We start from the raw sequence: 14,589 nt of genomic DNA, 5'->3' as shown, positions 1-14,589 counted from the left end.
CTTGGCATCGATTTTGAATTCACACCGACACAAGATCTTCTTAGTCGTCGAATAGAAGCCGCGATCATGCCTCACTCAGCTGTTGTCGAGTATTCGAGCAGAGTGCCTCCGAAACATGAAGCCCACAGGCACGCCAGGTTGCGTCGCGTTCAACAAGGTTCGAAATTGAGGATAATGCAAACCGACGACAGACAGCTTCGATCCACCGACATGCGTCGAACGATCCTGCGCTGCGAACATCTTAGTGACGGTCACGTGCCGGTTGCGGGATTGGCGGTGCGGTTGTGAAGATCTTTGTGCACGACTACGCGGGCCACCCGTTCCAGGTCGATCTCAGCCGCGAACTGGCTTTCCGGGGACATGAAGTCAGCCATGCCTACTTCCACGGCGATCTCGGCCCAAAAGGCAAGCTGGCGAGATCGGCTGCCGATCCCGCCCATCTCTCCTTTACCGGCGTCAAGCTGTCACGTCCCTACGACAAGGCGTCTTTCGTTCGCCGCCGATTCGACGACGTCGCCTACGGCAAGGCAGTTGCGAAATTGGTGCATTCGGACAAGCCGGACATCGTGATATCGGGCAATACGCCGACGGAAGCGCAATCGGCCATCGTCAACGCGTGCAAGCAGACCGGCTCGAAGTTCGTGTTCTGGGTTCAGGACTTCTACAGTGTTGCCGTCTCGCAGCTGTTGCGCAAGAAGCTGGGGCCGCCCGGTGCCATGGTCGGAGCCTACTATCGGTTTCTTGAGCGACGCCAGTTTCAGAGTTCCGATGCGGTCGTCGTCATCACAAACGCGTTCTCGCCACTTGCAAGCAAGTGGACCGGCACCGAGGACAACGTCTTTGTGATCGAGAACTGGGGTGCATTGAATGACATCGCACCTCACCCCAAGGACAACGCCTGGGCCCGCCGTCACGGGCTGCACGATTCGTTCAACTTTCTCTATTCGGGAACGCTCGGGCTGAAGCACAATCCCGATCTGTTGGTGCAACTCGCCAAGATGGTGAAAGGGCGCGCCAATGTCGTGACCGTCAGCCAGGGCGTTGGCGTCACCCATCTCGAGCAGGCCAAGGCCGAGCTCGGGCTGGACAATCTCGTCCTGCTGCCGCTGCAACCTTTCGAGGATCTCCCGATGGTGCTCGCTACCTCCGACGTCGCGGTTGCGACGATCGAACCGGAGGCAGGAATATTCTCAGTGCCCTCAAAGGTGCAATCCTATTTCTGCGCCGGACGTCCAGTGCTGCTTGCCGCGCCGCAGGAAAATCTCGCTTCCGATCTGGTTCGCCGCAATGGTGCCGGATTAGTCGTCGATCCCGTGGATCAGGCGGCCTTCCTGGAAGCGGCGCTGCGGCTTCTCGATGATGAAGCCTTGAGAGCAGATGCAGCCGCCAAAGCAAGGTCGTTTGCGCTCGAAAACTACGACATCAAATCGGTGACGGACCGATTTGAAACAGTATTTGACTATGCAATCGGTTCGGGAACTGTGGAAAGGAAAATCTAATGGCGACGAAGAACATGTCCACCGCGCTCGTCTGCGGCGCGGGTGGCTTCATTGGCGGGCACCTGGTCAAGCGACTGAAGCGTGAAGGCTTCTGGGTGCGCGGTGTCGACCTGAAATTTCCACCATTCGCGGAGACCGAAGCGGATGATTTCGTGGTTGGCGATCTTCGCGACCAGAGTTTCTGCAGACAGATCACCGATCGCAAGTTCGACGAGGTCTATCAGCTCGCCGCAGACATGGGCGGCGCCGGCTACATCTTCACCGGCGAACATGATGCCGACGTGATGCATAATTCGGCAACCATCAACCTCAACATGCTCGATGCCTGCCAGAAGCGGAACGTGCGCGGCATGTTCTATTCGTCGTCGGCCTGCATGTATCCGGAATATAACCAGAAGGACCCCGACAATCCGAATTGCGCCGAAGATTCGGCCTATCCGGCAGCACCCGACAGCGAATATGGCTGGGAAAAGCTGTTTTCGGAGAGATTATATCTCGCCTACAACCGCAACCACGGCATGCGGAACCGCGTCGCGCGCTATCACAACATCTTCGGGCCCGAAGGCACCTGGGACGGTGGCAAGGAGAAGGCGCCCGCCGCAGTGTGTCGCAAGGTTGCCCAGGCCGCCAGTCATGGCGAAGTCGAGATCTGGGGCGACGGCACCCAGACGCGCTCGTTCCTCTATATCGATGAGTGCCTGGAAGGCACCATTCGCCTGACCCGGTCGGACTTCGAAGGTCCGGTCAATGTCGGCTCGGAGGAGATGGTCACAATCAACCAGCTAGTCGATCTCGTGTCCGACATCGCCGGGAAGAAGGTGATCAAGAAGCACATTCCGGGTCCGCTTGGCGTGCGCGGCCGCAACTCGGACAACCGTCTGATTGGCCAGAAGCTCGGTTGGAAGCCGTCCGCGACACTCCGTTCCGGTCTGGAGAAGACCTATGAATGGATCGAACGCCAGGTCCGCAGCAATATCAGGGCCGCCGCCTGACGGGCGGCCCGACCGGCCGGGCTCACGAGACAGGAGAACGTTCGCGCGGAGCCAGTCCAACAATCATTTTGAAGGCTTGATGGGCAACCGATAGGAGCTTCGCAATGATTGCAGACCTGATTTACGACGTTGGCCTGCACAAGGGCGAGGATGCCGCCTTTTATCTCAAGAAGGGCTTCAAGGTTCTTGGGATAGAGGCCAATCCGGAGCTCGTGCAGCACTGCCGTTCGCGATTTCGCAACGAGGTCGCGAACGGGCAGTTGCGGATCATCGAGGGAGCCATCGCACCGGCGTCCGAGGGACCCGCCATCACTTTCTACATGAATTCGGACTCCGTCCTCTCCACCATCAACAGGAACAGAGCCGAGCGCACCGAGAAACTGGGCCACAAGAGCGAATGCGTCGTGCTGCCTCGCGTCGACGTTGCCGATGTCTACCGCTCCTGCGGCGTGCCGTATTTTCTCAAGGTCGACGTCGAGGGCGCCGATCATCTGGTGTTGGAGGAACTGAAGCAGCAACCCAATCGCCCTCAATACATCTCGGTCGAATCCGACAAGGTCGACTTCGACGAGGTGGAGATCCAGCTCGGCCTCTTGCGCGACCTTGGCTATCGGAAGTTCAAGGCAGTGCAGCAGCAGCGAATTCCTGGATCGCGGGTCGACACCACGGCGCTCGACGGCTCAAATGTCGCGCATGTCTTCGAGGGCGGCGCTTCCGGTCCGTTTGGCGATGACCTCGGCAGTCAATGGTTGGACTTTGACGGCATCATCCGCCGCTACCAATCGATATTCCGGGATTATCGCTACTTCGGCGACGACTCCCTGCTCGCCAAGTTTCCCGTTTTGGCCTTGCCGTTCAAGGCGGTCTACAAGCTCGGCACAGGTCACCGCGGTTCGCTGCCCGGATGGTACGATACACATGCCAGTCTGTAGCGGGACCGCTTCCGACACGATCGAGGTCAGCCTCCCGGCCCCGCGACGGGCGCAGGACCCGATTGCGGACACCGATCCAACCAGAGAGATCGACGTATCGATCGTCATCTGCACGCGCAACCGTGCGCGCCGCCTGTCGGGGACGCTGGGCGCCCTGCAGGCGTTACGCACCGATAAGGCCTACGAGGTAATCTGGGTCGACAACGCGTCCACCGACGATACAGCGGCCGTGCTGCAGCGTGCATTCGCCAACGACCCGGTGTCGAGACAGACCCTGTGCGAGCGGATCGGACTCGGCGCTGCCCGCAATCTCGGCTGGGAAAACGCCCGTGGCAGAATTGTCGCCTTTACTGACGACGACTGCTATCCTGCGCCCGACTATGTTGATGCGATCCTCGCGGCGTTTGCCGATCATCCCGGCGCGGGCGTGATCGGAGGCCGCATCCTGCTCCACAATCCGAACCACGCCAGGATCACGATCGAGGAAAGCACAGCGCCGCGCGTCTACCCCAAGCGGACTTTTGTCAGGGCGGGGACGCTGCAAGGTGCAAATCTTGCATTTCGGCGCGAGGCGCTGCAGGCGATCGGCGGCATCGATCCCGATCTCGGCGCGGGCACGCGCTTTCCCTGCGAGGACATTGATGCGGTGACCGCGGTGCTGTGGGCCGGATTCGACGCCTGCTTCGACCCCCGCCCCACCGTGCAGCACGATCATGGCCGCGTCGATGCGGACGTGCCGGCGCTGCTCAACTCGTATGATCGCGGCCGCGGCAGCTTTTATGCCAAGTATATCCTGCGGCCCGATACCCGCACGACCTTCATCCTGCGCTGGCTCAGCTCGACCTGGCGCCGGCGCGACTGGCAAGGGCTTCGCACCTTGCGGACCGAGCTGCGCACGGCTGGCCAATACGCCATCGCCAAACGCAAATTTGGGGCGCTGGCACTGGCCGTCCCGTTCGGCCTTGCCGCGCTGGCAGTGCAGTCTCTCGTGTCCTTTGGGTTCTCGTCCGGGCGCCGCCTTTGGGAGACAAGGAGCCGGTGAAGCCGAGATGATGCGCGCGACGCGAAGGACGCTGCTCAAGGGCTCGGTCGGACTTGCGTTGACGGCCATCGGCCCGCTCACGGTTTTCGACACAGCGGCCGCAGCAGACGGCGTCTTGTCGTTTGGCGACGCCACCATCACCGTGGTGGACACCACGGTCGGATCCGCTGAACTCTGGGCGGAAGTGCCGGTCAAGCTCAAGGCGCCGGTCACCTGCACCATCGTGCTGGAATATGAGACGCTCAACGGCAACGGAACGATCGGGGTGTTGCCGGGCACGGCGACGGCTGGCGCCGACTTCGTCGCGGCTCGCGGCTTTCTGGTGTTTCAGCCGGGCGAGCAGGTCAAACTGGTGAGGATACCCCTTGTGCGGCCGCTCGAGGTGGGCAAGTCAATCATTCTCCAGATATCGGATTACGGATATCCGCTGTTCGGCTTTGCCCACACCGCCGGCGAGGTGAGATCGAGCGAGCAACCCTCGATCGTCGCCGCGTATGCGAATGACGAGGTGGCGCTGCCGCCGCTGCCTTCGCACGGCTCGGTGATATTTTCGGATCGTCTGCTCGATCGCGATTTCGCCAGCGATGACGGACGTTCGCCCAGCGGCGCGCCATGCTGGCAAAGCCGTCTTGCCACCGGACGCCGCCAGGACGGCAACAGGGAATTGGGTTACTATGCCGATCCGGCACTCAACCCGGAAACGACGGTGTGGGGAATAGATCCGGCAACGGGCTGCCGCTTCATCCAGGCCGAATATCACGATGAGGGGCTGTCGGATGGACAGGGCGGCAAACTCGTGCCGGGTTGGCGGAAGGAAACGCCGTTCCGATTTTCTGCTGCGATCGTGACGTCGCGGACTCTCTTCAACCGCATCACCATTGATAGCTACGTCGAGTTCGATATCAGAATGATGAAGGTCCCGGGCAGTTGGCCGGGGCTATGGCTGCTGCCCGTCGCCCCCGGCTGGCCGCCTGAGATCGACATCCTCGAGGCCTACATCACCGCGTCGCCGCAGTATCGGGAAGACGTCATATTCTCCAGCATTCACTGGAAGGGCGAGAAGGGACCCGACGCCCGCGGCGCGGCGATGCCGCTCAAGCTGGTGGAAGACGGCGCCAACCTGTTTTCCCGGTTCAACCGCTTCGGCTGCCTGATCGGGAGGCAACAGATCGTCTACTACTTCAACGACAAGCCGTATTGCGCCATGCCGAACCTGGTCGGCGCCGGGCCCTGGTACATGCTGATGGATGTTGCCGTCGGCGGTCCCGCGGGCGAGCCGAGCGATCCCGGCGCCTTTCCCGCCAGACTGTATATTGCCGGCGTCAAGGTGATCCAGTTCTGAAGCCTGTCGCAGACGTGCGTCGGCTCGCGTTCAACGATCAAAATCTCGCCGGATCTGATCGGCCGCTTCCTCCAACTTCGCGACGGCCCTCGCTAGCGCGATATCGGAGCTGAGTACCGGCTCCATCTCGCTCAGCCGCCGCAACCCGCGCGCGGCAACATAGGGCAGCGTGTCATTGGCTGCTCCGACCGCCAGTTGAATCAGCCGATTCTTGCTGGACATCCAGTTGCCATCCCTGCCCGTCTTGGAAACCCAAAGGTCGTGCAACGTCGCGGGAAAGGTCGGGTACGGTCTGAGATTGATCTCGAGGGCGCCGGCCCAATCCGACCATTTGAATCGATGAGACCGGTGGAACGGAAGAACCGGCACCCACGGCACCCGCAGCGCGTCCGCCACGATGGCGCCGTGCATCGCCTCGGTTATGACCGTGTTCGAGGCCTGGATCATTTCGAGGACCCGATCGACCGGCCAACGCGGATCGATCAGTTCGACGTCAGCCAACTCGCAGGCCCTCGGCCAATTGCCGTTCAGCAGGCTCTGCCAATGCGGAATGTAGCTGAACTTGAAGCGTTTCGGGACCTCTCTCTTCATGTGACGATTGACCAGCACAGCGGCATCGGCCGCGACCAGCCGCTCGTCGAGTCCCAGCGCCTGCGCGGTCAGCGGTCCGCGGACGCAATAGAACTTCCAGCGCTCGTCGAGCCGAGGCGCCGCGGTGTACTGCCCGAATCCCGATCCAAACACCACTTTCATGGCCTGCTGCGGATGATGGTCGAACAGGACCGATCCGATCGCGAGGAACAGGACCACCTCGTCTTCATCGAAGAAGCGCGGGAAAACCTTCGGCATCAGCGCGTTGTTCAGATCATCACCGAAGTTCGGTGCGATGCTCCGATAGTAGTAGAGTTTCATGATCGCGCCTGACGCAGCATGGTCGAATAATATTGCACGGCTCCTCCGAGCAGCGGACCCACAGCGGCGCGCTTCCTGATCTGTCGGCGGATGTCCCGCGCGATCTCCACGACCGTCGCGGGAGCATGCGCCGTCAAGAGGTGTTTGGCGTACACGGCGCCGGCGCCGATGTCGTAGTAGTGCCCGCGAACGAACGCTTCGCTGTCAAAGCGGCCGTGATCGTGGGCCACGCTCGGCTCCGGGAAGTACCCGCCCCTCCAGCCAGCATACGACGCTCTGACGGCGACTTCCCATTCCTCGCCGGCAAACGGAGTGCCGGCGCCAAAGCGGCTGTCGAACATGCCGGCATCGGTCAAGCACTGACGCCTGAAGGCCATGTTGGACCCTTGGACGAAGCCGCGCTGAACAAAGGTGGACTGGGAAAGTATCTGCGTCGTGGTGCTGGTGTTGCAACCAAGCGGCGATTGCCGCGCGTCATACGGCAGGATCCTTCCGGAGCCAAAGCCCAATCCGGGATCTCCCGCGAATATCGCTCTCCAGGCGGATGCAAAGTCGCGATCTGGGTAGCAATCATCGTCGATGAAGAGGATCACCTCGCCGGAAGATGCGGCAATCCCGGTATTTCGCCCGGCCGAATTGCCCGGTTTGGTCTCCAGGATGGCGCGCCACAGAGCTGGGTTGGCCGCACAGAACTCCTGCATGGCCGCGAAGGTGCCATCCGTCGATCCGTTGTCGACGAGCACGACTTCGACGGCGTCAGCGCCATCCATCGACCGGATCTGGTTCAGACACTCTCCGATGGTCCTCATCCCATTTCGGGAGCACAGGATCAACGTTAACGCAACTTCGTGCATTCTATTTGCTCGGGCCTTGGCCAGGTTCGAGAACCGACAGACATGTAATGCAGCGAACGTCGGGCGTCATTATGATCATTGAGGCAGGTGGTGCAATCGACATATTCAACCAGGCGTCGACGCCACTCCCCGGTGTCCTCGCGACTTCGACCCGATCGATCCGGCGAGCAGCCTCGCGACGTCCATGGCCTGGTCTCTGGCAATCACCAGCATGGTCGCAAGATATGACAGTGCTCCGGCGGCAATGCAGATACTCAGCGCAACGACCGGGGGAAGCTCAGGAAGAACATGCCGGACCGCGGCAATGACCGCTACCATGACTACGCTTGAGCCAGCCGGGCCGACGAAGACGCGCAGATACTCCGACACCGGCTCCGACAGGAGCCGAGAGGTCTTGACCACGGCAAACGGCCATCGAGCGATGGTCGCGATCAGGACGGTGGCCAGTAGCGCGGTCACACCGAACCTCGACATCACCACCAGAATGCCCAGCGTGACTATTCCGGCGGCAAGTTGATAATAGAACCACCAATGCGCATGCCCGCGGCTGTTGATGAGGCTTCCCTGAATCACACCGATACAGGCCATCAGACCCAAGCCACAATACAGCCGGATCGGGTCAACTGTATCGATCCAGCGCGATCCGAATACGACGGGAACCGCGAGGTCCGCCACCATCGCAAACCCGATGAAGACCGGAAACGACAACGCCGAAGACAGAAATGTCGCCAGAAGGAAGCCCTTCCTGACCCGATCCACATTCTCCTGGATGGACGAGAACATCGGATGGGCCACCGCGCCGATCGGTGTCGCCAGGACGCTGAGGATCATTTGGAAGAGATTCCGGGAAAAGGCATAGATACCCGCCTGATGCGGCCCCAGATAAAGTCCCACGATCGCCGGATCCGCCTGCGTCGTCAGAGCCTGCATGGCACGGGTCCCCGACGAAAACGCGCCGTACCGCGCGAGCGATTTGAGCGCATCCAGACTGATGCGGAATTTCGGCCGCCAGCCTGCGCCCCACATCGCGGCCACCGCCGCGGTGACCGATGAAGATAGTTGCGCGATCAGGAGCGCCCAAACACCGTAGCCGGCCAAGAGAAGAAGCACGGTCAGCGCAGCCGATACCATCGTCGCAAGCAATGTCCGACCGGCAATCAATTCAAAGGACATTCTTCGCGTAATGATGGCCTGCGGGACGATGCCGGCGGCATCCGCGAACAACCTGAGCCCTGCGACGGGCAGCAGCACGGCAACCCATTCCGAGCCGAGCATTCGACTGAACGGTCCGCTGCAGATCGCAAGCACGGCATACGCGATCAGCGCGCAGACCGCTGCAGCCCAGAACGTAGAGTCGAGATGAATGTCGTCCACGGACGACCTCTGAACGATCGCCTCGGCAAAACCCGTCGGCAACAGCACCGCGAGCAGTGCGACCAGACTGCCGGCAAGGGCGACGACGCCGAACTCCGCCGGACCGAGATAGCGCGATGTCACCAGGAAAACGAGAAAGCCGGCGAGCGACGGAATGACCGAATTGACGCTCGACCAGAACACGCCCCGGATCGCGCGAACGGCATGTGTACGGTTGCCAGGCTCCGTGCCTACCATCAGCAGTGTTCTTCCCAGCTCGTGATGCTTCGGGCGCTGTAACCGGCGGGCGCGATCAATGCATCGAACCGTGCAAAGATCGGCTCGCGCGCAGCCGACTGGCCTGCGGGCAGCTTCCGACATCCATGCGACTTGATTGTCATAAATGGTCCTGGAACGGGGATCAGCCGAACATGCGCCCGGCCCGGGCCGCGCGACCCGTGCGCCGCCAATCAGCCAAGGAGACCGCTGGCAAGCAATCCGACCTGCACATGCAGGAGGCATGCCTGCCCTTCGCGATTTCTGTGCGGATCAACGCTTTACCAGCTCCGAAATGCGACCAAATTGCAGCAGAGACGCCGCGCCTGAGATGATTTGCGTCGGGCAGACATAGTCTGCGCACGGTTTCCTCCGCCATCAAATGCGAGCAATGCGACGAGAGCGTGTCACATACGCGCATTCCGCTGCCGGATCATGGCCGCAAGTTGATCGGAGACAGCGGCGTCGGTGACCTTGCGACAAAACAACAGCTCACCGGAGCCGTAGATACCATCGATCCTCATGCGGGGATTGGCGCGGAACATCGCGATGTGGCGCTCGCCGATCTCTGACGGATTTGCTCCGCCTCCGCTCCAGTCCGAATACGTGATGCTGCGCCGCATGTTCGAACGAAACGGCGAGTTCGCAAGGATGGTCTGAAATACCATCTCATCCGGCACATGGGTGTTCTCATAAAACTTCATAAACTTCGGATGATGGGCGGCGAATCTCTGAATGTAGATGCAAGCGTCGCGCGTCAGAGCCCACCATTGGTTGCCGGCGTGGGGGACGAGCTCGCCCAACCACCTCTTGTAGTCGCGCGCCAGCGGCATCACGCCGAGTTCTCCGAGCAGCCTGCGGCTCTTGCCGACCCACCAGCCGACTGGTCCCGGACGGCCCTTATAGCGTGTCAGGCGGGATAGCGGCTTTGCGGCAGCCTCGGACGGCATCGCAATCGAATCGATGAATTCGATGCCATTGTTCTGGCGAAAGAAATCCTCGATCTCTCCCGCCGAGCGCAGCGGATAATCCGTCCCGCTGATCAAGACCAGATAGTCGAAGCGGCGCGGTGATGCCAAGGCCGTCTCCATGAGCACAAGGGCCGCCCTGATCAACGAATAGTCACTCCACCGACTCGGAATTCGATTCGTCGTAAAACTCGCTTGGGAACCGACCGCCCGCCGGAACGGCTCGATGTCGGAATGGGCATCGATATGCACAAACACCTCCGACGATGGAGCCTGGAGTTCGCGAACCAGCCGGGCAAGCTGCTCCGGCCGGTCGTGGGCAAGAATGAGATAGGCAACATTCATCTCTTGATCCGTCCCGATATGGTCACGCGATCGCGTGACGAGAGCGCTGGGGTTCAGTGACGAAGTCAGAACGCTGGTGGGCCGTGCCCAAAAATCGTTATGAGGGTTGCCGGTTCCGCAACCTGGTCTCGCAATCGAGCTTCAACGGAAGCTCACACTTAACGCCGCGCGGCCCGCGAGGATCCCCGGCAGTCTTCTTGAGGACCGCAGAGTGCAGAGCGCCTCTGCGCCACAGGCATTCCTGACGTGGCCAGTTCCGCGAGAGGAAGGCGTCCGCTCCATAAGACTTCGCTCAGGAATTAGGCAGAACAGTGCCCGCACTACTCTCCCGCCGACTGGACCACCGAGACCGACGAGCTGGCCTCCCGCAATCGCGGGCGCGTACCTCCACGCTCGACCGCGAAGACGGTAAGAAATCGCGAGCGTAGCCAACGTGTCATCGGGCGCTCGACCTTGAAGTAGACCAAAAATCCCACCAGCAGCGAGGCCGCCGCAGCGAGAATTGCAAATGACGCGAACTGCAGCACGCCCTCCAACGGAAGCCGAAGAAACAGGCGGCGAGCGACGAAGAGCGTCAGTGCGTGCGTGAGATAGATCGAGTAGCTCGCATCCCCTAGCAACCGAAGCCATCCAATGTCGCGAATCTTGAAGGATCGTTCGGCCGCGATCGCTCCGACCATGATCAATGCTGCACATAATCCGTTTTGCAGGAACAGGTACGGAAGCCGCACGACATGTGCCGCGAACAGCGCCAGAAACCCTATCGGCAACAGCAGCCAGACATTGGGAACCTTCCCGTTCAGGAACAACCATCCCAACACGATGCCCGCCGCAAATTCCAGCATCAGCGGGTGCGTATACATCAGGAGTGGGTGCGTATAGGTGTGAAAGATCGATTCATCGGTCGAGACAAAGAGTCCGAACACAACGAGCAGCGAAATCAGACAAAGCGAGATCAGCAGCGGCTTGCGAAAAAAGAGGCCAATCGCAAAGATCAGATAGAAGAACATTTCGAAATACAAGGTCCAGCCCGGATTCAGCACCGGCCAGATGGTGCCGGAAAAGATCGAGCTGTGGTGTGGAACGAACATCGCGGAAAGCATCACGTCGTTCGCGAGCGCCAAGCCCGGCTTGGCGCCTCCGGACAGCAGAAGCAGACCCACCGCGCAGAGCGTCAGGACCCAGTACAGAGGCGCGACCCGAATGAGCCGCAATCCGGCGAAGACCGCGGGCGATTCAACCCGCGACGACACGTACATCACCACACCACTGATGATGAAAAAGATGTCGACACCGGCTTCTCCCATGTCGAACGTCTCGAGCGGATTGTACAGATTCGGCCATGGGTTTCGGATGTGGTGCAGGACCACCATCACCGACGCGACGCCGCGCAGATACTGGATGGTCAATAGCTGCGTGGAAGATTTTTGATCCAGCGCCGTTCCAGGAGTCATCAGCCGTCACATCAAAAAGGGAGAAAATTGCGCTGAACCGATCAGCAGCAGCGGATTGTTCCGAAGCTGGTCAGGAAGCGTCCGAAGATTGGACAAGAGGTCCTTGCACACGCAAGAGGCATCTCGCTTCACAGCTTTGCCACAAACCTCCCGCTGAGAGTTCATGTGAACTTGCTGCTATGCATCTACCACGCCAACGGGGCATGCTACCTTGGCGGAGCCATCGCGCGATGCGCACCAGAGCCCACGACGTCCATGCGAGACAATTCATGTTGACCTTCATCATACCGGTTCGCCATCCGGCAAATTCCAAGAACTGGGACGCTCTCAAGGCGCGGCTTGCGCAAACCATAACATCGATCTCGGGTCAGAATAGTGACCGCTGGCAAGCCATCATTGTGGCGAACAATGGTGCAGACCTCCCTGATCTGCCGAAAGGCTTCTCCATCGAACGCGTCGATTTTGCACCGAACCCGCAGCACGACCGCATTGCCACCGACGATATTGAGATTTTTCGCGATTTCTTCCGCATCGACAAGGGGCGCCGCGTGCGCGCTGGAATGCTGGCCGCACAGAACGTGACTTTCTTCATGATTGTCGACGACGACGATTTCGTCAGCTCCCGCCTTGCCGAATACGTAGCGCAGCATCCCGATGAAAATGGCTGGTATATCGATCGCGGCTACATGTGGAGCGAAGGCACCCCGCTGCTCGGGGCCATTTCAAAATTCTTCATGCTATGCGGCACGTCCCACATTATCAACGCCCGGTTGTATGATCTGGAGAAGCTCAAGGGAAACGATGCGGACGAGTACCTGAAGCGAATGCTTGGCGGCCATATCGCCGTCGCCCAGGAGCTGGCCACGGCGGGCACCCCGCTCAAGGCGCTGCCCTTCTTCGGCGCGATCTATCGCGTCGGCCATCTGGGAGCCCATAGCAACTCCCCAGGGCTGATCGCAACTTTCTTCAAGAAGGCAACGCTCGCCAATCCGCTCCGCTTCATCAAGACGGCACTGTCGCTCAGGCTCCTGACACCGAAACTACGACGCGAATTCTTCGGAGCCGAGCGCGCTTAGTCAAGTCAACAGGCGAAGCCACCGTCCGTCGGCATGGATGAAAGCGCAGTGCGTTCGGCGCACCCCCGCGGCCTCAGTGCGACTGCGCCTGCACATCCAGGTTCAACAGCTTGCACACCGTGGCCTTGGGAGGCTGAACGACGTCCGTGCTGCAAGTCACCGGACTGGACAACGTGCTGTTGGCAACCTGTGCGGACAGCCGGCCAAATAGGATATAGTTTCCAGGGCGCTGAATGGCAGGCAGAGAAGCCACGGCAATGGTGGGGCCGTCGGTCCGCTCCTTGTCGGGTTGGACCTGCAGTTTGGTATCGGCCGACGACACGATAGACCCTGTCGCCTTGTCGTAAACGGTCAGCTGAAGCGTCCGGTTGGACGGATAGTCGGCCGGGACTTTGATCGGTATTTCGACATTGAGCTTGTCGCCGGTGCTCAGCGCGAGGACGCCGGCGTTGGGCTGCTTGCCGGCGACCACCTTGTTGACGGCCAGGAACGCCGGCTTCGCCATATCGTTAACTGGCGCGGAATAGCCGAATTGCTTCGGATCCGGCGTCGATTGGCTCGGCCCACATTGCCGACCGCCGCGGTCGGAGGTCGTGTACTGACATACGCGCACATAGTCGACCTTGAAGGTTTGCGGAAACGCGGCCTCGTCAATGCCGTGCCGTCCTGCCCATTTGCTGCCGCCGACAGCGAAGTTCAGATCTACATGCGCGGGTGGTCCAAGCTTTCCATCGCTGCGCAACCACTGGTAGTTGCGCGTGTAGATCAGCTTGCCATCCCAGAACATCGAAATCTTGTCCGGCGCCCACACGAAGCCGACGGTATGCCAGCCCTGGTTGAGATCCTCGCTTCCATACATGTTCTGGAACTTGAGCTCGAAGGAACGATCGACATAGGTGTATTGCTTTGGATCGATGGGTGCCACCACGTTCGAATGCAGCGAGTTTGCCTTGTCCTCGACGCCATTGATCACATACTCGAAGATGTCGATCTCCGGCGGATGCCAGGTCTTGCCGTCGATGTCGTAGTCCGCCTCGAGCCAGAACGCCGGCCAGATTCCCTTGGCGTTGGGCAGAAACACACGAGCTTCATAGTACCCGTAGTAGAATGTTTGATGACTGCGGATCATCGCGGATTCGTACAGGCTCGGCGACCCGGGCATCTTCTTCGCAATCAGGTTGAGAATGCCATCCGCCACGACGTGGCCATCGCGATAGCGCTGGTTCTCATCGTTGAAGTGGTCCATCGTCTCGTTCGAATAGAGATAACGCGTGGCCCATTTGTTACGATCAAGCTTGTCGCCGTTGAACTCGTCCGAAAACACCAGTTCCCACCCTGCCGACTGCGCCGGTGTCGGAGCTGCTGTCAGAGCCGCTATCAGCAACACCAATATCGGGAGAACACGTTTGGCAGTCTCGATGAGGTTCATTCAGCGAGCCTTCTGGCTGATCGTTATGAGGTTTCGATGACAAGACCCCCGCCGTCATCGACGCGCAGCGGTCAAGTTGACAGCCCTGCATCGGTAAGACAGGTTAGCCCTGCAC

At 60.3% G+C, this 14,589-nt stretch carries 12 protein-coding genes; 6 read left to right on the top strand and 6 right to left on the bottom strand.

Features of this window, described 5'->3' with window-relative positions; translation table 11 throughout:
- Window positions 1-284: 284 nt before the first annotated feature.
- The 5 genes from XH93_RS15650 (at window position 285) to XH93_RS15630 (ending at window position 5,807) form a co-directional block, all read left to right on the top strand.
- Window positions 285-1,499, top strand: a complete 1,215-nt coding sequence (locus tag XH93_RS15650; protein WP_194474210.1) for a glycosyltransferase family 4 protein — start codon at window positions 285-287, stop codon at window positions 1,497-1,499.
- Window positions 1,499-2,491, top strand: a complete 993-nt coding sequence (locus XH93_RS15645; RefSeq protein ID WP_229173220.1) for an NAD-dependent epimerase/dehydratase family protein — start codon at window positions 1,499-1,501, stop codon at window positions 2,489-2,491. Before XH93_RS15650 ends, XH93_RS15645 begins: the two co-directional genes overlap by 1 nt.
- Before the next feature lie 104 nt (window positions 2,492-2,595).
- Window positions 2,596-3,423: an FkbM family methyltransferase gene (locus XH93_RS15640; RefSeq protein ID WP_194474209.1), complete on the top strand. Its 828-nt coding sequence runs from the start codon at window positions 2,596-2,598 to the stop codon at window positions 3,421-3,423.
- On the top strand, window positions 3,410-4,465 hold the full coding sequence (locus XH93_RS15635; protein WP_194474208.1) for a glycosyltransferase family 2 protein: 1,056 nt from the start codon (window positions 3,410-3,412) through the stop codon (window positions 4,463-4,465). Before XH93_RS15640 ends, XH93_RS15635 begins: the two co-directional genes overlap by 14 nt.
- Window positions 4,386-5,807 carry a family 16 glycosylhydrolase gene (locus tag XH93_RS15630; RefSeq protein WP_194474207.1) on the top strand — a complete coding sequence of 474 codons (1,422 nt, stop codon included), beginning with the start codon at window positions 4,386-4,388 and terminating at the stop codon, window positions 5,805-5,807. The genes XH93_RS15635 and XH93_RS15630 overlap by 80 nt, the downstream gene beginning before the upstream one ends.
- Window positions 5,808-5,837: 30 nt before the next feature.
- On the opposite strand, the gene XH93_RS15625 is transcribed toward XH93_RS15630, so the two are convergent.
- The 5 genes from XH93_RS15625 to XH93_RS15605 all read right to left on the bottom strand — a co-directional run bounded on the left by XH93_RS15625 (window position 5,838) and on the right by XH93_RS15605 (window position 11,969).
- Window positions 5,838-6,719, bottom strand: coding sequence for a polysaccharide pyruvyl transferase family protein (locus XH93_RS15625; protein ID WP_194474206.1), 882 nt, complete (start codon window positions 6,717-6,719; stop codon window positions 5,838-5,840).
- The gene (locus XH93_RS15620; protein WP_246799711.1) at window positions 6,716-7,528 is read right to left on the bottom strand and encodes a glycosyltransferase family 2 protein; all 813 of its coding nucleotides are present in this window, start codon (window positions 7,526-7,528) and stop codon (window positions 6,716-6,718) included. The genes XH93_RS15625 and XH93_RS15620 overlap by 4 nt, the downstream gene beginning before the upstream one ends.
- Window positions 7,529-7,678: 150 nt before the next feature.
- Window positions 7,679-9,184, bottom strand: coding sequence for a lipopolysaccharide biosynthesis protein (locus tag XH93_RS15615; RefSeq protein ID WP_194474204.1), 1,506 nt, complete (start codon window positions 9,182-9,184; stop codon window positions 7,679-7,681).
- Window positions 9,185-9,609: 425 nt separating this feature from the next.
- On the bottom strand, window positions 9,610-10,515 hold the full coding sequence (locus tag XH93_RS15610) for a beta-1,6-N-acetylglucosaminyltransferase (protein ID WP_194474203.1): 906 nt from the start codon (window positions 10,513-10,515) through the stop codon (window positions 9,610-9,612).
- A gap of 320 nt (window positions 10,516-10,835) precedes the next feature.
- Complete coding sequence (locus tag XH93_RS15605; protein ID WP_194474202.1) at window positions 10,836-11,969, bottom strand: acyltransferase; 1,134 nt, start codon at window positions 11,967-11,969, stop codon at window positions 10,836-10,838.
- Window positions 11,970-12,238: 269 nt separating this feature from the next.
- Between XH93_RS15605 and XH93_RS15600 the strand changes: the two genes are divergently transcribed.
- On the top strand, window positions 12,239-13,045 hold the full coding sequence (locus XH93_RS15600) for a galactosyl transferase (RefSeq protein ID WP_194474201.1): 807 nt from the start codon (window positions 12,239-12,241) through the stop codon (window positions 13,043-13,045).
- 73 nt (window positions 13,046-13,118) lie between these two features.
- Here XH93_RS15600 and XH93_RS15595 read toward each other — a convergent pair whose 3' ends face one another.
- Complete coding sequence (locus XH93_RS15595; protein ID WP_139857582.1) at window positions 13,119-14,474, bottom strand: family 16 glycosylhydrolase; 1,356 nt, start codon at window positions 14,472-14,474, stop codon at window positions 13,119-13,121.
- Window positions 14,475-14,589: the final 115 nt, after the last annotated feature.

Source organism: Bradyrhizobium sp. CCBAU 51753, assembly GCF_015291565.1.
Taxonomy (GTDB): Bacteria; Pseudomonadota; Alphaproteobacteria; order Rhizobiales; family Xanthobacteraceae; genus Bradyrhizobium; species Bradyrhizobium ivorense.
The sequence above is the reverse complement of the archived record's forward strand: the minus strand, read 5'-3'. Positions and strand labels throughout refer to the sequence as shown.